The sequence below is a fragment of the Actinomycetospora lemnae genome, from assembly GCF_028737315.1.
Classification (GTDB): domain Bacteria; phylum Actinomycetota; class Actinomycetes; order Mycobacteriales; family Pseudonocardiaceae; genus Actinomycetospora; species Actinomycetospora lemnae.
Window position 1 is genome coordinate 178,862 of the sequence record NZ_JAQZAO010000010.1, and the last position, 21,245, is coordinate 200,106.

Annotated in this window: 18 protein-coding genes; 13 read left to right on the top strand and 5 right to left on the bottom strand. The window is 74.2% G+C overall.

The features are described 5' to 3' along the window. The first annotated feature begins 17 nt into the window (after nucleotides 1-17). From PGB27_RS22250 to PGB27_RS22285, 8 genes are all read left to right on the top strand, one after another. Nucleotides 18-2,963 (top strand): molybdopterin-dependent oxidoreductase, encoded by a 2,946-nt coding sequence (locus PGB27_RS22250; RefSeq protein ID WP_274202606.1) that lies wholly within the window; start codon nucleotides 18-20, stop codon nucleotides 2,961-2,963. A gap of 89 nt (nucleotides 2,964-3,052) precedes the next feature. Beyond that, entirely contained in the window at nucleotides 3,053-4,132 is a 1,080-nt protein-coding gene (locus PGB27_RS22255) for an Mrp/NBP35 family ATP-binding protein (RefSeq protein WP_274202607.1), read from the top strand. 112 nt (nucleotides 4,133-4,244) lie between these two features. Further along, on the top strand, nucleotides 4,245-5,606 hold the full coding sequence (locus tag PGB27_RS22260) for an MBL fold metallo-hydrolase (protein ID WP_274202608.1): 1,362 nt from the start codon (nucleotides 4,245-4,247) through the stop codon (nucleotides 5,604-5,606). 18 nt (nucleotides 5,607-5,624) lie between these two features. Further along, entirely contained in the window at nucleotides 5,625-6,431 is an 807-nt protein-coding gene (locus PGB27_RS22265; protein ID WP_274202609.1) for a sulfite exporter TauE/SafE family protein, read from the top strand. A gap of 99 nt (nucleotides 6,432-6,530) precedes the next feature. Next, complete coding sequence (locus PGB27_RS22270) at nucleotides 6,531-6,845, top strand: rhodanese-like domain-containing protein (RefSeq protein ID WP_274202610.1); 315 nt, start codon at nucleotides 6,531-6,533, stop codon at nucleotides 6,843-6,845. A gap of 26 nt (nucleotides 6,846-6,871) precedes the next feature. Continuing rightward, nucleotides 6,872-7,441: a rhodanese-like domain-containing protein gene (locus PGB27_RS22275; protein ID WP_274202611.1), complete on the top strand. Its 570-nt coding sequence runs from the start codon at nucleotides 6,872-6,874 to the stop codon at nucleotides 7,439-7,441. Nucleotides 7,442-7,629: 188 nt separating this feature from the next. Further along, nucleotides 7,630-8,208, top strand: a complete 579-nt coding sequence (locus PGB27_RS22280; protein WP_274202612.1) for a hypothetical protein — start codon at nucleotides 7,630-7,632, stop codon at nucleotides 8,206-8,208. 3 nt (nucleotides 8,209-8,211) lie between these two features. Then, nucleotides 8,212-9,759, top strand: a complete 1,548-nt coding sequence (locus PGB27_RS22285; RefSeq protein ID WP_274202613.1) for an FAD-dependent monooxygenase — start codon at nucleotides 8,212-8,214, stop codon at nucleotides 9,757-9,759. Between the two features lie 91 nt (nucleotides 9,760-9,850). On the opposite strand, the gene PGB27_RS22290 is transcribed toward PGB27_RS22285, so the two are convergent. Next, entirely contained in the window at nucleotides 9,851-10,195 is a 345-nt protein-coding gene (locus tag PGB27_RS22290; RefSeq protein WP_274202614.1) for an ArsR/SmtB family transcription factor, read from the bottom strand. 76 nt (nucleotides 10,196-10,271) lie between these two features. Here PGB27_RS22290 and PGB27_RS22295 point away from each other — a divergent pair, with 76 nt between their 5' ends. From PGB27_RS22295 to PGB27_RS22305, 3 genes are all read left to right on the top strand, one after another. Then, nucleotides 10,272-12,248, top strand: coding sequence for a heavy metal translocating P-type ATPase (locus tag PGB27_RS22295; RefSeq protein ID WP_274202615.1), 1,977 nt, complete (start codon nucleotides 10,272-10,274; stop codon nucleotides 12,246-12,248). A gap of 380 nt (nucleotides 12,249-12,628) precedes the next feature. Then, nucleotides 12,629-13,387, top strand: coding sequence for a GAF and ANTAR domain-containing protein (locus PGB27_RS22300; RefSeq protein ID WP_274202616.1), 759 nt, complete (start codon nucleotides 12,629-12,631; stop codon nucleotides 13,385-13,387). A gap of 52 nt (nucleotides 13,388-13,439) precedes the next feature. Next, on the top strand, nucleotides 13,440-13,850 hold the full coding sequence (locus PGB27_RS22305; RefSeq protein ID WP_274202617.1) for a hypothetical protein: 411 nt from the start codon (nucleotides 13,440-13,442) through the stop codon (nucleotides 13,848-13,850). Between the two features lie 24 nt (nucleotides 13,851-13,874). On the opposite strand, the gene nhaA is transcribed toward PGB27_RS22305, so the two are convergent. Both nhaA and PGB27_RS22315 read right to left on the bottom strand, forming a co-directional pair. Next, nucleotides 13,875-15,080, bottom strand: a complete 1,206-nt coding sequence (gene nhaA, locus PGB27_RS22310; RefSeq protein WP_274202618.1) for a Na+/H+ antiporter NhaA — start codon at nucleotides 15,078-15,080, stop codon at nucleotides 13,875-13,877. Between the two features lie 98 nt (nucleotides 15,081-15,178). After that, nucleotides 15,179-15,502: a DUF3040 domain-containing protein gene (locus tag PGB27_RS22315; protein ID WP_274202619.1), complete on the bottom strand. Its 324-nt coding sequence runs from the start codon at nucleotides 15,500-15,502 to the stop codon at nucleotides 15,179-15,181. A 252-nt stretch (nucleotides 15,503-15,754) separates the two neighbouring features. Between PGB27_RS22315 and PGB27_RS22320 the strand changes: the two genes are divergently transcribed. Then, entirely contained in the window at nucleotides 15,755-17,152 is a 1,398-nt protein-coding gene (locus PGB27_RS22320) for a WS/DGAT/MGAT family O-acyltransferase (protein ID WP_274202620.1), read from the top strand. A gap of 75 nt (nucleotides 17,153-17,227) precedes the next feature. After that, nucleotides 17,228-18,232, top strand: coding sequence for an RNA polymerase subunit sigma-70 (locus PGB27_RS22325; RefSeq protein ID WP_274202621.1), 1,005 nt, complete (start codon nucleotides 17,228-17,230; stop codon nucleotides 18,230-18,232). A gap of 9 nt (nucleotides 18,233-18,241) precedes the next feature. Here the strand turns inward: PGB27_RS22325 and PGB27_RS22330 are convergent, their stop codons facing one another. After that, complete coding sequence (locus PGB27_RS22330) at nucleotides 18,242-18,805, bottom strand: dihydrofolate reductase family protein (RefSeq protein WP_274202622.1); 564 nt, start codon at nucleotides 18,803-18,805, stop codon at nucleotides 18,242-18,244. A gap of 114 nt (nucleotides 18,806-18,919) precedes the next feature. Further along, nucleotides 18,920-20,914 (bottom strand): SpoIIE family protein phosphatase, encoded by a 1,995-nt coding sequence (locus PGB27_RS22335; protein WP_274202623.1) that lies wholly within the window; start codon nucleotides 20,912-20,914, stop codon nucleotides 18,920-18,922. Nucleotides 20,915-21,245 lie beyond the last annotated feature (331 nt).

A 21,245-nucleotide genomic window follows, 5' to 3' on the forward strand; every position in this document is an offset into this window, starting at 1 on the left:
CCTCCGAGGAGAGCGCCATGACCGAGACCGCTCCCCGCGACGCCACGCCCACACGCCCGTCGCCCCCGACCGCACCGGAGCGCGCTCCCGACGACACCCCGCCGGCGCACGAGCGCCATCCGCTGCCCGGTGCGCGCACGCACGAGCACCTGCGCAACTTCCCGCCGGTCGAGGACTGGGACCACCACGTCGAGTACGACGCCAAGGCCCATCCGCGCAAGGTGCCCCGCGCGTACATGCTCGTCCCGACGACGTGCTTCAACTGCGAGTCGGCGTGCGGGCTGCTCGCCTACGTCGACAAGTCCGACCTCTCGGTCCGCAAGGTCGAGGGCAACCCCGCCCACCCCGGCTCCCGCGGCCGCAACTGCGCCAAGGGCCCGGCCACGATCAACCAGATCGACGACCCGGAGCGCATCCTGCACCCGTTGCGGCGCACGGGTGAGCGCGGTGGTGGGCACTGGGAGCAGGTCAGCTGGGACGCCGCGCTCGACGACGTCGCCGGGCGCATCCGGCAGGCCATCCTCGACGGCCGCCACGAAGAGGTCACCTACCACGTCGGTCGCCCCGGGGAGGACGGCTTCGCCGAGCGGATGCTGCAGGCCTGGGGCGTCGACGGGCACAACAGCCACACCAACGTCTGCTCGTCGGGGGCCCGGCTCGGCCAGACGCTGTGGGGCGGCTTCGACCGGCCCTCGCCGGACCACAGCAACGCCAAGGTGATCCTGCTGTTCTCGTCGCACCTGGAGACGGGCCACTACTTCAACCCGCACGCCCAGCGGATCCTGGAGGGCAAGACCGCCGGGGCGAAGCTGGTCGTCGTCGACCCGCGCATGTCGAACACGGCCTCGCACGCCGACCTCTGGATGGCGCCGTGGCCCGGCAGCGAGGCCGCGATCCTGCTCGCGATCGCCTCCCACCTGCTGCGCACGCGGAAGATCGACGAGGCGTACCTCCGGCGCTGGTTCAACTGGGAGACCTACCTGGCCGCGCTGCACCCCGACGAGGACCGGACGTTCGAGGCGTTCCTCGACCGCCTCGAGGCCGACTACGCCGGCTACACCTTCGCGTTCGCGGCGCAGGAGTCGCAGGTGCCGGTCGAGCGCATCGAGGAGCTGGCCCGCCTGGTGGCCGACTGCGACCACCGGCTCTCGGCGCACATCTGGCGCTCGGCCGCGGCCGGCAACCTCGGCGGCTGGCAGGTGGCCCGCTGCCTGTGGTTCGTCCTCGCGCTGACCGGGTCGATCGGCACCCCGGGCGGGACCAGCCCCAACGGCTGGAACAAGTTCATCCCGCACGGCCCGGACGTGCCCGCGCACGACCACTGGAACGAGCTGGCGTGGCCGGGCGAGTACCCCCTCTCGACCAACGAGATGTCGATCCTGCTGCCGCACTTCCTCCAGGAGGGCCGCGGGCGTCTCGAGGTCTACTTCTCGCGGGTGTTCAACCCGATCTGGACCTACCCCGACGGCTTCACCTGGATGAAGACCCTGTCCGACCCGCAGAAGGTCGGCCTGCACGTCGCGCTGACACCGACGTGGTCGGAGACCGCGGAGTTCGCCGACTACGTCCTGCCGGTGGGCCACTCGACCGAGCGCCACGACACGCACTCCTACGAGACGCACGCCGCCAGGTGGCTCGGCTTCCGCCAGCCCGTGGCGCGGGTGGCCAGCGAGCGCCTCGGACGACCCGTCGGCGACACCCGCGACACGAACCCGGGCGAGGTGTGGGAGGAGAACGAGTTCTGGTTCGAGCTCTCCTGGCGCATCGACCCCGACGGCGCACTGGGCATCCGGCGCCACTTCGAGTCGCCCTACCGCCCCGGCGAGAAGGTCACCGTCGACGAGTACTACCGCTGGATCTTCGAGAACCGGGTGCCGGGGCTGGCCGAGAAGGCCGAGGCCGAGGGCATGAGCCCGCTGCAGTACATGCGCCGCTACGGCGTCGTCGAGGTCGCGACCGACGTCTACCGTCAGGACGAGCGGCGGCTCTCCGAGACCGAGCTCTCGGGCGCGGTGGAGGACACGTCGCCCGAGACACGTGGGGTGCTCCGCACGCCGACCGACGACGACTCGGTGCCGCCGCTGATCGGCGAGGCGGGCGCGGTCGGCGTGCGCCACGCCGACGGCACCGCCACCGCGGGCTGGCTCACCCCGTCGCGCAAGCTGGAGGTCTACTCCACGGCCATGCGCGACTGGGGCTGGCCCGAGCACGCGACCCCGGGCTACATCCGCTCGCACGTCGCGCGCTCGGAGGTCGACCTCGAGGCCGGCGAGCTCGTGCTCGTCCCGACGTTCCGGCTGCCCACGCTGATCCACACGCGGTCGGGCAACGCCAAGTACCTCAACGAGATCTCCAATTCGCACCCGCTGTGGCTGCACACCCGCGACGCGGCGCGTCACGGGGTGCGCACCGACGACCTGGTGCGCCTGTCGACCTCGATCGGTCACCTCGTCGCCCGCGTCTGGGTCACCGAGGGCATCCGTCCCGGCGTCTGCGCGCTCTCCCACCACATGGGCCGCTGGCGGCTGCACGACACCGAGGGCAGCCGGTGGGTCCAGGGGCTGGTCGACATCACGCACCCGGACGGGCCGGACACCTGGAAGCTGCGCTACCGCGGGGGCATCGAGCCCTTCTCGTCCGACGACCCGGACTCCGAGAGGATCTGGTGGAACGACCCGGGCGTGCACCAGAACCTCGCGTTCGGCGTGCAGCCCGACCCCTGGTCCGGCATGCACTGCTGGTTGCAGAAGGTGCGGATGGAGCCCGCGCGACCGGACGACCGGTACGGTGACGTCTACGTCGACACCGCCCGCTCCCGCGAGGTCTACCGGGAGTGGCTCGGCCGCACCCGCGCCACCACCGGCCCCGGCGGGCAGCGCCGCCCGGAGTTCCTCATGCGCCCGGTGAAGCCCCGTCGCCGCGCCTTCCGGCTCGACGCCGACCGCGACGGCGGTGAGCGGTGACCGTGTTCCGAGCGAAGGGCACCTTCGCTCGGGTAGACGGTCGGAGGGCGCCCTTCGCCAGCACGCCCGCGGGTGTCGACGCCCAGGCTGTGCGCGCCGCGGTCGAGGCCGTGCGCGACCCCGACCTGGGACGACCGCTCGGTGAGCTCGACGCCGTCGACGAGGTCGAGGTGCGGCGCGGCGGGCGGGTCCGGGTGCGGCTGTCCACGAGCACGAGCGACGCGCCTCCCGAGCTCGTCGCCGCGGTCCGTGCCGCGGCCGAGGCTGCCGGTGCGTCACGCGTGAAGGTCGAGGCCACGCCGATGACCCCACGCCGGCGCGCGGAGCTCGCCGAGCGGTTGGCGGCCGGGGCGCCACCGCGCGGGGTGGGCGGCCCGGCGCCCCGCGTCTACGCCGTGGCCAGTGGCAAGGGCGGGGTGGGCAAGAGCACGGTCACCGCCAACCTCGCGACGGCGCTCGCCGCGTCCGGACAACGGGTCGGCCTGATCGACGCCGACGTCTGGGGCTACTCGGTGCCCCAGCTGTTCGGCGTGCGCCGCCAGCCGGTCGTGCTCGGCGAGAAGATGCAGCCGGTGCGCGCCCACGGGGTGGCGCTGATGTCGACGGGGTTCTTCGTCGACGAGGACGACCCGGTGGTCTGGCGCGGCCCGATGCTCCACAAGGCGCTGCAGCAGTTCGTCACCGACGTGGCGTGGGGCCCGCTCGACGTCCTGCTGGTCGACCTGCCGCCGGGCACCGGCGACGCGACGCTCTCGGTGCTCGAGCTGCTGCCCGACGCGGCGCTGCTCGCGGTCACCACACCCCAGGCCGCGGCCCGGGTCGTCGCCCGGAGGGTCGTGCGGATGGCCACCGAGTCCGGCGCGCCGCTCGCGGGCGTCGTGGAGAACATGGCCGGCACGGTCTGCGCGTCCTGCGGCGGGACCACCGCGGTCTTCGGCTCCGGCGGCGGGGAGCTGCTCGCCGACGAGGCGGGCACGGCGCTGCTCGGCCGCGTCCCGCTCGACGTCCCGCTGCGCGAGGCGGGCGACCGCGGTGTACCCGTCGTCCTCGACGCCCCCGACGCGGCCTCGGCGCGCGAGCTCACCCGCCTCGCCGCGACCCTGCCCGCGCCCCGCCGCTCCCTCGTGGGCCGCGCCCTGCCGCTCACGGTGTGCGCTCCGCGCCCGTGAGCAGCGCCCTCGGACCTCCGGCACCGCCAGCAGCAGCGTGACGCCGCGCCGTGTTTGACGGGTTCGCCGACCGCCCGTAATGTAGGGACATACCAACGAGGGAGGCACTTCCATGCACGTCGAGGTGATCGCCACCGAGGCCCTCGGGGACCGCAGCTACGTGGTGCACGACGGCGAGGTCGCGCTCGTCGTCGACCCGCAGCGCGACCTCGATCGCGTCCACGCGGTCCTGGCCGAGCAGGGTGTGCGGGTCGGCGCGGTCGCCGAGACCCACATCCACAACGACTACGTCACCGGTGGGCACGCCCTCGCCGCGCAGATCGGGGTCGACTACCTCGTCAACGCCGAGGACCCGGTGACGTTCGACCGCCGGGGGGTCGCCGAGGGCGACGAGATCGCGGTCGGGACCCTGCGCGTGCGGCCGGTGGCGACACCGGGTCACACCGTCACGCACCTGTCCTACGTCGTCGAGGACACGGCGGCACCCGACGAGCCGGCCGCGGTCTTCACCGGCGGCTCGTTGCTGTTCGGCAGCGTCGGGCGCACCGACCTCGTCGACGCCGCCCGCACGGTCGAGCTGACCCACCACCAGTACCGCTCGGCCCAGCGGCTCGCCCAGCTGCCCGACGAGACCCGCGTGTACCCCACACACGGCTTCGGCAGCTTCTGCTCCTCGGGCAACGCGACGGGTGCCGACGCGAGCACGATCGGCGCCGAGCGCGCCGCCAACGACGCCCTGCTCGCCACCGACGAGGACAGCTTCGTCGAGACGCTGGTGGCGAACCTGACCGCCTACCCGCGGTACTACGCGCACATGGGCCCCCGCAACCTGGCCGGGCCGGACGCCGCCGACCTCTCGCCGGTGGCTGCGGTCGACCCGGACGAGCTGCGCAAGCGCATCGCCGACGGGGAGTGGGTCGTCGACCTGCGCGACCGCACCGCCTACGCCGCAGAACACCTCGGCGGCACGATCGGGATCGCGCTCGGCGACCAGTTCTCGACCTACCTGGGCTGGCTGATGCCGTGGGGCACACCCGTGACGTTGGTGGGCGACACCGCCGACGACGTCGCCGAGGCCCAACGGCAGATGGCGCGCATCGGCATCGACCGGCCGGCGGGTGCGGCCGTCGGCAGTCCCGCCGAGCTGGCCCCGTCCGGCGACCTGCGCCACTACCCCAGGGTGACGTTCGCCGACGTGGCGGCGCGGTCCGGGGCCGAGGCCGACGAGCCCGTGCTCGACGTCCGCCGCGACGACGAGCGCGCCCAGGGCGGCATCCCCGACGCGGTGCACATCCCCCTGCAGGACCTGCTGGCCCGCCTGCACGAGCTGCCGGCCGGGCGGCTGTGGGTGCACTGCGCCTCCGGCTTCCGGTCCAGCATCGCCGCGAGCCTGCTCGACCGCGCCGGGCGCGACGTCGCCCTCATCGACGACGAGTACTCCCAGGCGGTCGAGCTCGGCCTCGCCACCGGCTGACCCGCCCGAGGAGAACGTGTGACGCTCACGCTCGAGATCGGGATCGGTCTCGCGATCGGGCTCGTGGTCGGCGCGCTGGGCGGCGGGGGCGGCGTGCTCACCGTGCCCGCCCTCGTCTACCTGCTCGGGGCCTCGACCCACGAGGCTGCGGCGGCATCCCTGGTCATCGTCGGGGTCGCCGCCCTGACCGGCCTGCCCGTGCACGCCCGCCGCGGACACGTCCGCTGGGGTGCCGGGGTGGTCTTCGGGTCGGTCGGCACGGTGTCGGCCGTGGCCGGCGCCGTCCTCGCCCGCGACCTGGACCCGTCGGTGCTGCTGCTCGCGTTCGCGGGCGTCATCACCGTGGCCGCCGTGCTGATGATCCGCGACGCCCGCCGCGGCGGCGACCAGGACGACGCGAGGTCTCCCCCCGCGGCCCTGCCGGGTCCCGCGCTGCAGCACTCCGGTGCGCTCCGGTGGGCCCTCGTGGTCCTCGGGGGCCTCGCGGTCGGCCTCACGACCGGCCTGTTCGGCGTGGGCGGGGGCTTCCTCGCCGTCCCCGTGCTGGTGCTGGTCCTGCGCTGGCCGGCCCGCGCGGCCATCGGGACATCGCTGCTCGTCATCGTGATCAACTCGATCGGGGCGCTGGTCCCACGCCTCGGCGCGGAGGCCCTCGACGCCCGCCTCGTGGTCCCGGTGACCGCCGCGGCCGTCACCGGGACGGTGCTGGGCAAGCTCGTCGCCGACCGCGTCTCGACGCCGTCCCTGAGCCGCGTCTTCGCCGCGTTGCTCCTGCTGCTCGCCGCGTACACCGCCGTGCGTTCGAGCATCGCCCTGGCCGGCTGACCGCCTCGTGCGCGAGCCGTGCCGAACGACGGACGGTGCGGCGCACAGCCCACGACAAACATCAGTATGTTGGTACCTATACAACGAGAGAGGATGCCGATGACGACAGTGCGCGAGACCTCGGTCGACGAGTTGGCGGCGTCCGGCTGGGAGCCGGGCCGCCTGGTGGACGTCCGGTCCACCGAGGAGTTCGACGCCGGCCACGTGCCCGGCGCGCACCACGTGCCCCTCGAGGACGTCCTGGCGGACCCGGGGCGCTTCGGTCCGGAGCCGGTGCAGATGATCTGCCAGTCGGGCGGCCGGAGCGCGATGGCGGCCGAAGCCGTCGAGCAGGCCGGGACCCCGGCGGTCTCGGTCGCGGGCGGGACGTCCGCCTGGATCGAGTCCGGCCGCGCCGTCGACACCTCCCCCTGACGACTCCGATCCACCTGGAGGCCCCCGTGAGCACCCCCACCCGCCCCCTGCTCGACACCGCGGCCGTGCGCGCGCTGCTCGCGGCGCACCCCGGCACGCGCCTCATCGACGTCCGCAGCCCCGGCGAGTTCGCCGCCGCGCACATCCCGGGCTCCTACAACGTCCCCCTCGACCTGCTGCGGGAGCACCGCGACGAGCTCCGCGCGGAGCACGACGACCCGGTGGTGCTCGTCTGCGCCTCGGGCGCGCGGGCCGAGCAGGCCCGCGGCGTCCTCGACCGCACCGGCCTGGAACGGCTCGAGGTGCTGCAGGGCGGCGTCACCGGCTGGCAGCGCGACGGCGGCCCGGTCCGCGAAGGTAGGGGCACGTGGGCCATGGAGCGCCAGGTGCGGCTCGCCGCGGGCTCGCTCGTCCTCGCCGGCGTGCTGGGCAGCCTGCGCTACCGGCCCCTCGTCGCTCTCGCCGGCGCGATCGGCGCCGGCCTCACGTTCTCCGCCGTGACGAACACCTGCGGCATGGCGCGCCTGCTCGCCCAGCTGCCCCACAACCGCCGCGGCGCCCTCGACCCGGCCGCCGCCCTGGCCGCCCTCGCCTGATCGCCCCTCCACGATCCGGCGCCGTCCTGCTCGGCCGGCGCCGGCCGGGTCGTTCGAGGTGATGAGGAGGTCCGCGCCGGGACGTGCGACCAAAGCCTCCGTGGGCGGGGCCGGCCGGCCCTCGCAGGCGCCCGCGTCCCACGGGACCGTCCGGCTGCCCGCGGTCGCATCTCGAGAGGCAGGCCACCATGATCCACAGCGAGGACCGGACGAGGAGCGCGCCGCCGCTGCCCCGCGGCGACGCCTGGCTCGCCGTCGCGCGGTGCGTGGGCGTGTCGCTGCGTCTCCTGGCCCGCCGCCGGGTGCGCTGCCCCCGGACACGGGTGGGTGCGCGGGTGCGCTTCGCCGACGGCAGCACCTCCACGATCTACCGCGAGACGGTGGTGACCGGCGCGGTCGCGTCCCACTGCTGTGCGCTGGTGGTGCGCTTCCGGCTGCGGGGTGTGCGGGGTCGCGGTCACGCCCTGTTCCGCGCGGAGAGCCTGCTCAACACCCCCTTGTTCGTCGGCTTCCCCGGGTTCGTCGCCAAGTGGTGGCTCGCGGCCGACGAGAACGGTGTCTACCGCGGGCTCTACGAGTGGGACGGTGCCGACCAGGCCGAGGCCTACGCCCGCGCCCTCTGGCGGGTGCTCGAGCTGGTCAGCGTGCGCGGCTCGATCGCCTACACGGTGCTGCCAGGCCGCCACCGGGACGACCTGCTCACCGATCAGCCGCCGCCCGACGCCGACACCGACCCCGCGGCGTGGTGGCGACCGGTCGCGAGCTGAGCGATGTCCGCCGAGGTGCTGGTCGTCGGCGCCGGGCCCACGGGTCTGGCGCTGGCCCTGCACGCTCGTGCGCACGGCGCCCGCGTGCGCATCGTCGACCCTCGCACCGGCCCCCGGCCGTCACGAGCCCTGGTCGTGCACCCCCGCACCCTCGAGCAGCTCCGTCCGCTCGGGGTGATCGACGCCCTGAGCGAGCGGGCCCTCGACGACCCGCAGGCGCTCGTGCACCTCGGTGCCCGCACGGTCCGCGTCCGGCTCGACGACCTGGGGATCGCGGGCCGGCCGCTCGGCCACCCGTGGATGATCCGCCAGCAGGACGTCGAGGACGTACTGGCCCGCACGCTGGAGCAGCGCGGCGTCCCCGTCGAACGGGGCCCTGCGCTCGAGGATCTCGCGGCGGGTCCGGACGTGGTCCGGGCGCGGCTGCGGGGGCCGGGCGGCGAGGAACGCGTCGACGCCCGGTGGGTGGCGGGGTGCGACGGCGTGGCGAGCACCGTGCGCACGCTGGCCGGCATCCCCGTGGCGGTCCGGCCATACCGCCAGGAGGTCCTCCTCGCCGACGTCGATCTCTCTCCCGAGCCGGGCGCCGACCTCGAGCCCGGCGTCGCCCATGTCGCCGCCGCACGCAGCGGACTGGTGTTCGTCTTCGCGCTCGGGGAACGCGCGCCGTGGCGGGTCCTCGCCACCCGTGGCCCGACCCGCGCCGGCGGGCAGGGGCCGCCGGGCCGCGACGAGCTCCAGCAGCTGCTCGACGCCGGCGGGCTCCGTGTCCGCGTCGGCCGGGTCGCCTGGTCCGACCGGCTCCGGCTGGCCCGCCGGCTCGCCCGGACCTACCGGCAGGGACCGGTGTTCCTCGCCGGGGACGCCGCGCACAGCCACTCCCCCGCCGCCGCACAGGGGATGAACCTCGGCCTCCAGGACGCCGCAGCCCTCGGCTGGCGGCTCGCGCACGCGGACTCGGCGCGGAAGCCCGATCTCCTCCTCGACTCCTACGGGGACGAGCGCCGGCCCGTCGCGTGTGCGTCGATCGCGCTCACCGACCTCGTGTTCTGGGCCGAGTCGTCACCCACCGCCGTCGCGGGTCTCCTCCGCGGCGTCGTCGCGCCGCTCGCCGCCCCGCTCGCGCCGGCCCTCCTGCGCCGCCCGACGCTCACCGCTCCGGCGGTCCGCCTGCTCGCCGGTCTGTGGGTGCACCACCGGCAGAGCCCGTTGTCGTGCGACGACCACTCCGGCCGCGGCGCCCTCCGTCCCGGCGACCGGTTGCCGGATGCCGCGGTCATGGCGGACCACGGCCCGAGCCGGCTGCACGACCTGACCGCCACGCCCGGGGTCCACGTCCTGCTCGCCCGGGACGCCCGTGACGTCCCGCTCCCGACCGTCGGGCCGGGGGTGCACGTGCACCGGTTGCGGGACCGTCCGGGGACGACGGTGCTCGCGGTCCGCCCCGACGGCTACCTCGGCTACCGCGGCACGGATCCCGCCCGCCTGCGCGCCTGGCTGGGCGACATCGGGGCGCTCGACCGGGATCGGGCGGCGACGTCGATCAGCTGATGCGCTCCCGGCGGGTGACGCTCCTACGAGCGGTCACCGGCGCCGTGGAGTCCCCCGGAGCGGCCACGGGGCGGCGGCGGTCGTCGACCTGTCAGGACGCGGGATCGGCGGCGCGGAGACGGAGGTGCTCGACGTGGTAGCGGGCCTCGTCGAGGAGCTGGGCGACGTGGTCGTCGTAGAGCCGGTAGCGCATCGACCGGCCGCTGCGGGTGGCGACGACGAGCCCGAGCTGGCGCAGGATGCGCAGCTGGTGGGACACCGCAGACTGCTCCATCTCGACCGCGGTGGCGATCTCGCCGGCGGCGCAGGGGCCGGCGACCAGGTGCAGCAGGATGCGCAGGCGGCTGGGCGTGCTCAGGGCGCGGAGGGTCTCGGCGACGCGCGCGACCTCGGCCTCGGTGGCGGGACGCGCGTCGGAGGAGACCCCGTGACCCATGGCGGGAGCGTACCGAGGCGCGACCTCACCACCTGTTGAGCTGTGGGAGCATGAACGTCTGAGCGATCGTTCATGCATGCTCCCCCCGGAGACGATCGACGAGACCGCACCGGCGTCCGCCCGCGGCCGCACCGTCCCCCGACCGCCCGGCCCGCTGCGCACCCTGGCCGGCCTGCCCGAGGCGCGGTGGGCGGGGACCTCCGTGCTGCTGTTCGCGCTGGCCGTGCCGGCGCAGCTGCTCGGGGCGCCGAGCTGGGTGTGGGGCCCGCTCTACGCCGGCTGCTACGTCACCGGCGGGTGGGGGCCGGCGTGGTCCGGCCTGCAGGCCCTGCGCGAGCGCACGCTCGACGTCGACCTCCTGATGATCGTGGCCGCGCTCGGGGCGGCGGCGATCGGGCAGGTGCTCGACGGCGGCCTGCTCGTCGTCATCTTCGCGACCTCGGGGGCGCTCGAGGCGTGGGCCACCGCGCGCACCGAGTCGTCGGTGCGGGGCCTGCTCGAGCTCGCCCCCGACCGCGCCACCCGGCTCGACCCCGTCACCGGCGACGAGGAGCGCGTCGCCGCGGACGAGCTCGCCGTCGACGACCTCGTGCTCGTGCGGCCGGGCGAGATGGTCGGCGCCGACGCGGTGGTGCTCGACGGGACCAGCGAGGTCGACCAGGCCACGATCACCGGCGAGCCGCTCCCGGCGGCCAAGGCACCCGGCGACGAGGTGTTCGCCGGCACCCTCAACGGCACCGGCGCGCTGCGGGTGCGCGTGGCCCGCGGGGCCGGGGACTCGGTCGTCGCCCGCATCGCCGAGCTCGTCGAGCAGGCGTCGGCCACCAAGGCCCGCACCCAGCGGTGGATCGAGCAGATCGAGCAGCGGTACTCGCTCGGCGTCGTGGTGGCCACCCTGCTGGTCTTCGGCGTCCCGGTGCTGCTCGGCGAGCCCCTCGCCGACGCCCTCCTGCGCGCCATGACCTTCATGATCGTCGCCTCGCCGTGTGCCGTGGTCCTGTCCACGATGCCGCCGCTGCTCGCCGCGATCGCCACCGCCGGCCGCCACGGCGTGCTGGTCAAGTCCGCCGAGGTCATGGAGCAGCTCGGCACGATCACCGCCGTCGCCCTCGACAAGACCGGCACCCTCACCCGCGGACGGCCCGTCCTCACCGCCGTCCACGCCGTTGCCGGGTCCTGGGACGCCGACACGGCCCTCGCCACGGCCGCGGCCGCCGAGCACCCCAGCGAGCACCCGCTGGCCCGCGCGGTCGTCGCCGCCGCCCGGGACCGCCGGCTCCCCCTCCCCCCGGCGAGCGGCTTCACCGCTCGCCCCGGGCACGGGGTGTCCGCGACCGTCGCGCGCCGGACGATCGAGGTCGGCCGCCCCGGCGAGGACGCGCCCGGGCAGGTCCGGGAGATCGAGGACTCCGGCGGCACGGCCGTCGTCGTGCACGCCGACGGCGCCCCGGTCGCCGTGCTCGCCGTGCACGACGCGCTGCGCCCCGCCGCCGCGGACAGCGTGGCCGCCCTCGCCGCCCGCACCGCCACGCCTCCGACGCTGCTCACCGGCGACAACCCGCGCGCAGCACAGCGCACCGCGGACGCGGTGGGCATCACCGACGTCCACGCCGGGCTGCTGCCCGCCGACAAGGTCGACGCGGTGGAGCGCCGCCGCGCCGACGGCGACCGCCTGCTCGTCGTCGGCGACGGCGTCAACGATGCGCCCGCGCTGGCCGCCGCCGACGTCGGCGCGGCCATGGGCCGGGCCGGAGCCGACCTCACCCTCACCGCCGCCGACGTCGTCGTGGTCCGCGACGACCTGACGACCCTGCCCGCCCTGCTCGACCTCGCCCGCCGCACCCGCCGCGTCGTGATCGCGAACCTCGTCATCGCCGCGTCGATCATCGGCGTGCTCGTCGTCTGGGACCTCGTCGGGCACCTGCCCCTGCCCCTCGGCGTCGCCGGCCACGAGGGCTCGACGATCCTCGTCGCCCTCAACGGCCTGCGCCTGCTCCGGTCCTCGGCCTGGACGCGACCGCCGGCACCGACCCGGCGGTGCGTGGCGACGTGACGGGTGTCAGCCCGCGCGACCGACGACGAGCAGGGCGGGGGCACGGCGTCGCACGGAGCGGAGGAGAGAGCCCGCCCCGGTCCCCGATCGCGGGACCGGGGCGAGTTCCCTTGACCACCGGGTGCGTTCCGAGCACAGTCAGCGATGCCCTTCCTCGAGGGGTGCGTGCGGTCCACCCCAGCGGCCGCCGAACTCAGTGCGGAGCGCGCCGTCTCTGTCCGGACGACACGCTGACAGCTTCGTTTCTCACCTGCGCCCCCGACCGCCCAGCCACGGCGGGGCACGCGAGCAGCGCACGTGGTCTCGCTCCTGCCGCGACGACACGACCTCGCTCGTGCTGTCTCCGTGCCCTGGACCCTCGGCGGGAGCCCACACCGGTCGTGACGACGAACGAGGAGCTGGTGGTGTCGCTGCGCAACGCCGCCCGCGGCCTCACCAGCAAGCACAGCCTCCGCGATCTCCAGCAGACCCTCGCCCACATCGTGGCCGCCGCCGTCCAGACCGTGCCCCAGGTCGACGCCGGCGGTGTCTCGCTCACCGAGGGCGGGGTGGTCACCTCGCGGCACCCCACCAACGACACCGTGACCGAGCTGGATCAGCTGCAGAGCACCCTCCGGCAGGGACCCTGCATCACCGCGCTCGAGGATCCGCCCGAGGACGGCATCGTCGTCGCCATGGACCTGGCCGGCGACGACGGGCAGCGCTGGCCCGACTTCGCCCCGGCAGCCGTCGAGGCCGGCTACCGGTCGCTGATGTCCACCCAGCTCTCCACCGACGGCGGGGTGCGCGCGGCGCTCAACCTCTACGCGAGCGGGCCACACGTGTTCGACGCCGACGCACGCCTGACCGCCGGACTGTTCGGCGTGCAGGCCGCGATGCTGCTCTACGGCAGCGAGCAAGCAGTCCATCTCCAACGCGCGGTCGACACCCGCGACGTCATCGGCCAGGCCAAGGGCATCCTCATGGAACGCTTCGCCCTCACCTCGGACGGCGCCTTCCACACCCTGGTGACGTCGTCCCAGGAGACCAACATCAAGCTCGTCGACGTCGCCCGCTGGCTCCACCAGCAAGCCGAGCAGCGCGGTCGAGCCGGCCACGCTGTTCGATCCGCCCCGAGGGAGCACGTCGCCGACCTGTGAGGGTCCAGCCGAGCCTTCTCCTGTCCCCTGGCACCGCGAACGGAGGAAGCCTGTGCTTCCGCCCCTGCGCAAGCTCATCCTCGTGGGCCGTCTGGACGCGCACGAGATGGCGAGCCTGGGGGCCTACTGCCAGCGGCTCTACGCCGCAGGCGTGACCGAGCTCCGCCTCGACATCAGCGCCGTGACCAACTGCCGACGCGCCGGTCTCGACGGCCTCGTCGACCTCGCGGGCGGGAGCGCCAAGGTCGCGATCTCGATCGACGGAGCGTACTGGGGCCAGTTCATCGACCTGCTCAGGAGCACGCCGACCGATGAGCTCAGGTCGGTCTGCGAGTCCGTCTCGACGCTGGTGCCCGAACCACGCAGTGCATCGGGCAGCGAGCCGTCAGCCCCTGCTCCCGAGGGGACCGACGCGTCGAGCAGTTCGCGGGCCACGCCGCGCACGCCCTGCCCGGAGGTCTGATCGTCACGGGTCCACGAGGAGTCGTCATCGCCCGTGGGCGTCCCGGCGGCCTCCTCGCACGCCCAGGACGAGAGCGCCCACCAGCCCGGCGACGAGGGACCCGGCGAAGATCCCGATCTTCGCGGTCTCGACGAACGCCGGGTCGGCGTACGCGAGCTCGGCGATGAACAGGGACACGGTGAACCCGATGCCGGCCAGCGCCGCCACACCGACGGCGTGCCGGGCCCGCACGCCCTCCGGGAGGTGCCCCCACCCCGTGCGCACCATCAGCGCGACGCCCGCCGACACCCCGACGACCTTGCCGACGACCAGCCCGACCGCGATGCCGAGCGCGACGGGGCTGCTGGCGGCGGCGCGCAGGGTGTCGCCGGCGAGCACGACGCCGGCGTTGGCGATCGCGAACAACGGCACCACGAGGAACGCCGAGACCGGAGCCAGGCGGTGCTCCAGGGTGTCGAGCACGTGTCGCCCACCGACCCGACCCGCGGGCGTCAGCAGGGCCAGGGCGACCCCGGCAATGGTGGCGTGCACCCCGGACTCCAGCGTGCAGAGCCAGACGAGCAGACCCACCGGCACGTAGGGCCAGATCGCCGTGACCCCGAGCCGGCGCATCACCAGCACGACGGCGAGGCCCACGACGGCCGCGGCCAGCCACAGCGCCGAGATCGAGTCGCTGTAGAAGATCGCGATCACGCCGATGGCGATGATGTCGTCGACGATGGCGACCGTCAGCAGCAGCAGCTTCGCCCCGGCCGGTACCCGCGAGCCCAGCAACGCCAGCACACCGACCGCGAAGGCGATGTCGGTCGCCATCGGGATGCCCCAGCCGGCGGCGCCCTCGCTGCCGCCCGTGAAGGCCAGGAAGAGCAGAGCGGGCACCAGCACCCCACCGACCGCGGCGACGGCCGGCAACGCCGCCGCCCGCGGATCCCGCAGCTCGCCGCGCACCAGCTCGCGCTTGATCTCGAGCCCGACGACGAAGAAGAAGATGACCATCAGGCCGTCGTTGACCCAGTGCTGCAGGTCCTCGGTCACCGAGAGCGCCCCGACGCCCAGGGTCAGCTCGTGGCCCCACGAGGACGCGTAGGACGCCTGCCACGGACTGTTGGCCCACACCAGGGCCACCACAGCAGCGAGGACGAGCGCCACCCCGCCGGCGGCGTCGCTGGACAGCAGGCGTCGCACCGGCGAGCGGGGCGCCGTCGCGGTGTCGTGGTGCGGGCGTGACACATCGTCTCCTGACGTGGAGGGCCCGACGTCGGCGCACAGCACGACACGCCGAGCGCCCGTGTGGGCCCGCGAGGGAAGGACGGGAGGAGGTGGAGTGCTCAGAGCGCGCCGCGACGGATCGCCACGGCGACGATCAGCACGGGGACCGCGAGGACGGCGAGGGAGACCAGGCCCCCGGCCCACGGCTGCGGCAGCACCACGATCGCGACGAGGAAGACCACGCCGACCTGGATCGTGGCGTTGTAGGCGCGCGGCGACAGGTGGTCGGAGAGCCGCGGCCGCGTGCGCCCCATGCGCAGGCTCAGGGCCGGGTCCTCGGACGTCGCGTGCGCTTCCAGATCGGACAGCGCCCGGCGCTCCCGCTCGGAGAGGGGGCGGGGCTCACGGGGCTGGGGGTCGGGCGCGAAGGGCGTGGCGGCCATGGATGACCTTCCGTCGAGGACAGGACCACGCCGACCAGGCTTCCCGGCACACCGAGCACGACGGTATCGGAACGAGCTGAAGGGACGCTGAGAGGACGCTGCTCGGGTCGGGGAGCCGCGGGACCGCCCGTCGGCGTTCCGTCGCGGACCGGAGCACGGGGGCCCTCGACCACTGGCGTGGTGCGGCCGGCCCGGGAGACTGAGGCGCCGACAGCACGTCGCGCCCCGACCGTGGGGAGGAGGGCCGGATCGATGGATCGCCTGGGCCCGGTCGACACGGCCTTCTACCACCTCGAGAGTCCCACGACCCCGATGCACGTGGGCTCGGTGTCGGTGATGGAGGGCCCCGCGCCGAGCGGCGACGAGCTCGCGGAGCTCCTGATCGCGAAACTTCCCCGTGTGCCCCGCTACCGCCAGCGGGTCCGCACGGTCCCCCTCGGTCTCGGACGCCCGGTGTGGGTCGACGACCAGGACTTCCGGATCACCGACCACGTCCACCGCGACACCGTGCCCCCACCGGGGGGCGACCAGCAGCTGCGCGAGCTCATCGCCCGGATCGTGGGGCGCCCCCTCGACATGTCCGCACCGCTCTGGGAGGTGTGGCTGGTCGACGGGCTCGAGGACGAACGGTGGGCGATCGTCGCCAAGGTCCATCACTGCATGGTCGACGGGATCGCGGGCACGGATCTGCTGCAGCTGATCTTCGATCGGGAGCCCGACGTCGCCGCCGGAGAGCCACAACCCTGGTCCCCGGAGCCCGAACCGTCCACCGCCTCCGTCATCGCCGGGAGCGTCCGTGACGCCATGACCGACGCGCGGCGCCACACCGTCGCGCAGCTGGGCGCGCTGGGCGACATCGGCTCCCCGGCAGACTGGGTCCGCCGCACCGAGGCCGTGACCGCGGCGGTGGTGGACCTGACCCGGCAGGCCAGCACCCCCACCGCACGGGGGCTGAACGGCACGCTCGGCCGACGCCGGCGCTGGGCGTGGACAGGCACCGACCTCGCGACCGTCCGGCGGACGGCCCGTCAGCTCGGCGGCACCGCCAACGACGTGGTCCTCACCGCGATCGCCGCCGGGCTCCGTGACCTCCTCGCCGGACGCGACCAGCTCACCGAGGGTCTCGTCGTCCGCACCCTGGTGCCGGTCTCGGTACGCCGCAGCTCCGAGCGCGGCGAGGTGGGCAACCGCATCACCACCGTCCTGGTCGACCTCCCGGTCGGCGAGACGGATCCGCTCGCCCGGTTCGCGACCGTGCGTCGTCAGATGGACGACCACAAGCGGCGGGTCCTCGCGGTCGACACCCGCACGGCGCTCTCCGCGGGTGACGTCGTGGCGCCGGCGTTGCTCGCGCTGGGCGCCCGAGCGAGCGGGTCGGCCCAACCCGTCGCCCAGGCGGTGGCCACCAACGTCCCCGGGCCACCTCGACCGCTCTACGCCCTCGGCCGGCGCATGATCTCTCTCTACGCCCACGTCCCGATCGCTCAGGGCTGTCTGCTGGCCGTCGGCATGTTCACCTACGCCGGCCGCATGACCTTCGGCATCAACGCCGACCACGACGGCGTGCCGGACTTCGACGCGCTCGTGATCGGGATCGAACGGGGGCTGGAGGAACTCGTCCTCCGACGCGACGGCCCGCCCGACCGTTGATCGCACCGATCAGGAATCCGCCGCCACGTCGTCGATGCCCGTAGCTCCTCGCATCGCTGGAAGGATGGATGACCGATGACCGACGTCGGGCCGGCGGACGCCGATGAGGCCGTGTTCATGGCGGCGGTCCGCTCAGGCGACACGGCGCGGTTCGCGCTCCTCACCGAGCGCCACCGGCGTGAGCTGCAGGTGCACTGCTACCGGATGCTCGCGAACTACGAGGACGCCCAGGACCTGACGCAGGAGACCTTTCTGCGGGCGTGGAACAAGCGGGAGTCGTTCCGGGGCCACGCCGCGCTGCGGACCTGGCTGTACCGGATCGCGACGAACGCCTGCCTCGACTTCCTGGACAAGCGCAACGGCCGCACACCCACACCGGTCGACCTGTCGGCTCGCTCCGAGGTGCCGCACCTGCAGCCCTACCCCGACCAGATGCTCCCCGAGGACCCGCAGGAGTCGGTGGTCGCGCGGGAGACGATCGAGCTCGCGTTCATCGTGGCCGTCCAGCACCTGCCACCTCGGCAGCGGGCGGTGCTCATCCTGCGTGACGTCCTCGGCTGGCCGGCGTCGAAGGCCGCCGACGCCCTCGAGCTGACCGTCGCGTCGGTGACCAGCGCCCTGCAGCGGGCACGGGTGACCATGCGCGAGCAGCTCCGCGGCCGCCGCCTCGACTGGCGGAGCCCTGGGACCGGCGAGCTCTCCCGGGACGAGCGCGCCGTCCTGAGGTCGTACATGGACGCCCACGAGCGCAACGACCTCGACGGGTTGATCTCCCTGCTGCGCGACGACCTGCGCTTCGCGATGCTGCCCGATCCGGGCACCGTGATCGTGACGGCGAAGGACGCGGTGGACGGCTGGGTCTCCGGTGGGCTCTTCCGGCCCGGCCACGACGACTGGCGCTGTGTCGCCACGACCGTCAACCGCATGCCCGCCGCCGTGCTCTACCTCCGCACCCCCGACGATCCGCGGTACCGGCTGCTGAACATCGCGGTCCTGCACATCGTGGACGGGAAGATCGCCGAGCTCACCGGGTTCGACGTCACCGACAAACCGTGGCTGGGCCTGCCCCCGACACTCTGATCCCGGTGCTCATCGCCTCGTCTCGTACCGGGCCAGCACCACACCGCCGGGAAACGTCCGCGTCTCCGCCAGATCCAGGTTCGTCCGGCGGTCGAGCGCGGCGAAGAACGACGTGCCGCCGCCCACGAGGACCGGATGGGTGACGATCTCGTACTCGTCGATCAGCCCGGCCCGCATCGCCGCCCCGGCGAGCGTGGCGCCGGCGACCCTCATCGGCCCGCCGTCGCCGGTCCTGAGCCGGGTGATCTCGGCGATCGCGTCGCCGGTGACCAGGCGGGCGTTCCCGTCGACCTCATCGAGCGTCGAGGAGAACACCACCTTCGGCGTGTCCCGCCAGTTCTTCGCGAACTCGATCTGCGCCGGGGTGGCGTCCGGCTGCTGGTCGCCGGTCGGCCAGTAGGCGTTCATGGTCTCCCACAGCCGGCGCCCGTAGAGGAACAGGCTGATCGCCCGCTCCTGGTCGAGCCACCACGCGAACAGCTCGTCGCTCGGCGCGCTCCAGCCGAGGTCGTCGCCGGGCGCGGCGACGTAGCCGTCCACGCTCACGTTCATGCCGAAGATCAGTTTCCGCATCGTGCCCGCCTCCTGTGCGTCGGTCTCACGGGTACGGACGGGCGCGGCGCGGGAACCTGATCGGTGCTCGACCCGCTCCGCCCCGGTCCGACCTCGGAGGTCTCACGCCCGGTGTCAGCACTCCGGGTCCGGTACCAGGAAGGTCACCTGGGTGCCGCTCGCGCCGCACTGGATCTCGACGTCGTCGGCGATCTCGCGGATGAGCACCAGGCCGCGGCCGCGGTGGCCGGGGTCGCTCGGTGGCGGTCGCCAGCGGCCCTCGTCGCTGACCGTGACCCGCACCGTGCCCGAGTGCGTACGCGCGACCTCGAGCGAGACCTCGCCGTCCCCGTCCGGGTAGGCGTGCTCGATGGCGTTGGTGACGGCCTCGCCGAGGGTCAGGTGGAGATCGTCGGCATGGCCCTGGGCGACCCCGGCCCGCGCGGCCCACCTCGTCACCTGCTGCCGCGACGTCCGCAGCGACGCGGGCGTGGCCGGGAGCCGCAGACGCAGGGGCTCGGGAATCCACCGGACCATGACCAGCGCGATGTCGTCGCCGGCGCCACCGTCGTCGTTGGCTGCGGCGGCGTCGACCAGGCCGGTCAGGAGGTCCTCGGGGTGTCGGTGGCCCACCTGGGCGGCCGTGCGCCGCAGCCGCTCGAGGCCCTCGTCCAGCGACTCCCCACGCCGCTCGACGAGGCCGTCGGTGTAGAGCAGCACCGACGAGCCGGGCGCCAGGACGAGGCTGGCCGACCGGTAGGCGGCAGCGCGCTCGCGCACGCCGAGCATGGTGCCCTCGCCCCCCGTCGGGAAGCGGACGCCGTCGTCGTCGATGAGCAGCAGCGGGAGGTGTCCCGCGAGCGCCCAGGTCAGCAGGCCGGTCTCCCAGTCCAGGGTGAGGCACGCGCAGGTGCTGCCCAGGGCGCCCTCGACGCCGACGGCGAAGCGGTCGAGCCGCTCGAGCGCCTCGGCCGGCGGATGCCCTTCGAGCAGGTAGGCGGACAGGGCGCTGCGCAGCTGCCCCATGACGGCGGCGGCGCGCGGGCCGTGCCCGACGACGTCCCCGACCGCCAGCGCGACGGTGGCCTCCCCGATCGGCATGAGGTCGTACCAGTCCCCGCCGGCCTGGGCCTCGGCGCTGGCCGGGAGGTAGCGGGTGGCCGTGCTGAGCCGCGCGAGTGCCGGCGCGGCGCGGGGCAACAGGCTGCGCTGCAGGGTCTGGGCCACGTCGTGCTCGACCAGGTAGAGCCGCTCGCGCTCGACCTCGGCCTGCCGCCGCGCGGTGACGTCACGCCCGATCGCCTGCCACAGACCGTCGGGCGTGAACCAGATGCTCAGCTCGACCGCCACCGTCCCGCCGCCCGCGTGGCGCATCTCCCAGGTCTCGTTGACCGCCTCGCCCCGACGCAACCGTTCCACCAGCTGCCCCAGCGTGCCCTGGTCCTCGTTGCGCACCAGGTCCTGGACGCGCAGGCGCACGTGCTCCTCGCGCGACAGCCCGACCATCGCGCACGCCGCCGGGTTCACGTCGAGGAACCGGCCGTCCTGATCGGCCAGCCAGATGCCGTCGGTCGCCCGCTCGAACAGCAGCCGGAACCGGTCCTCGCTCCCCTGGGCGCTCCGGACGGCCCGCGCCCGCGCCAGCGACTCCCAGCAGCGGCTGGCCACCGTCACGGTCAGGTCGATCTCGGTCGGTGTCCAGCGCCGTGGGTGCGCCTGGTGCACCGCCATCGCGGCGACGAACCGGTGCTGCTTGGTCAGCGGGACGCAGACGACGGCGCGGATCCCGGTGGCGGTGTAGACCGCGCGCTGGTCGTCGTCGAGGCGGGGGTCGGTCTCGGCGTCCTCGACGACCCAGGCCTCGCCCCGGCGCATCGACGCCAGCGCCTCCGCACCGAACTGGGACATCGCGAACCGTCCGGGCAGGTGCGGCAAGCCGACGGCCCAGTCACCGCTCATGACGAAGTGGTCCTCGTCCGCCTCGACCTGCGCGTAGGCGCACCGGTCGGCGCCGACGTACTCGCCGAGACGCCGTGCCGCGACGGTCATGATCTCGTCGGCGTCCTCGACCAGCTGCAGCTCCCGGTCGAGCGCTGTGACGAAGCCGTCGCCCAGCCAGGACTCGCTCACCGGGAGCCCCGCTCGAGGACTGCTCCGGAGTGGGGCGAGGCAGCACCCACGTGCGGATCCCCTTCCCCTTCGCCCGACCACCCGACACCCAGCCTGCGCCCACCCCGCACGGCACGAGATGGCTCGACGCGAACCCTGAGGCGGCGAACCCACCCCGCCCGCACCCCCGGCATCAGAGACGGTACAGAGCCTGCTCGTTCCGACGAACCTCGCCGACATCGAGCGAAGACATGATCCAGTCTCCCCGGGTCCCGCCCTCGGGACCCGCGCACACGGCACATCTCGTGTGCACCGCACAGCTTTCCCGGACGAGGAGCCGCAGCGCGAGGAG

Excerpts from the sequence above, each read along its gene's own strand:
- PGB27_RS22250 (WP_274202606.1), top strand. The coding sequence starts at position 18 with ATGACCGAGACCGCTCCCCGCGACGCCACGCCCACACGCCCGTCGCCC.
- PGB27_RS22260 (WP_274202608.1), top strand. The coding sequence starts at position 4,245 with ATGCACGTCGAGGTGATCGCCACCGAGGCCCTCGGGGACCGCAGCTAC.
- PGB27_RS22270 (WP_274202610.1), top strand. The coding sequence starts at position 6,531 with ATGACGACAGTGCGCGAGACCTCGGTCGACGAGTTGGCGGCGTCCGGC.
- PGB27_RS22280 (WP_274202612.1), top strand. The coding sequence starts at position 7,630 with ATGATCCACAGCGAGGACCGGACGAGGAGCGCGCCGCCGCTGCCCCGC.
- PGB27_RS22285 (WP_274202613.1), top strand. The coding sequence starts at position 8,212 with ATGTCCGCCGAGGTGCTGGTCGTCGGCGCCGGGCCCACGGGTCTGGCG.
- PGB27_RS22290 (WP_274202614.1), bottom strand. The coding sequence starts at position 10,195 with ATGGGTCACGGGGTCTCCTCCGACGCGCGTCCCGCCACCGAGGCCGAG.
- PGB27_RS22295 (WP_274202615.1), top strand. The coding sequence starts at position 10,272 with ATGCTCCCCCCGGAGACGATCGACGAGACCGCACCGGCGTCCGCCCGC.
- PGB27_RS22315 (WP_274202619.1), bottom strand. The coding sequence starts at position 15,502 with ATGGCCGCCACGCCCTTCGCGCCCGACCCCCAGCCCCGTGAGCCCCGC.
- PGB27_RS22320 (WP_274202620.1), top strand. The coding sequence starts at position 15,755 with ATGGATCGCCTGGGCCCGGTCGACACGGCCTTCTACCACCTCGAGAGT.
- PGB27_RS22325 (WP_274202621.1), top strand. The coding sequence starts at position 17,228 with ATGACCGACGTCGGGCCGGCGGACGCCGATGAGGCCGTGTTCATGGCG.
- PGB27_RS22330 (WP_274202622.1), bottom strand. The coding sequence starts at position 18,805 with ATGCGGAAACTGATCTTCGGCATGAACGTGAGCGTGGACGGCTACGTC.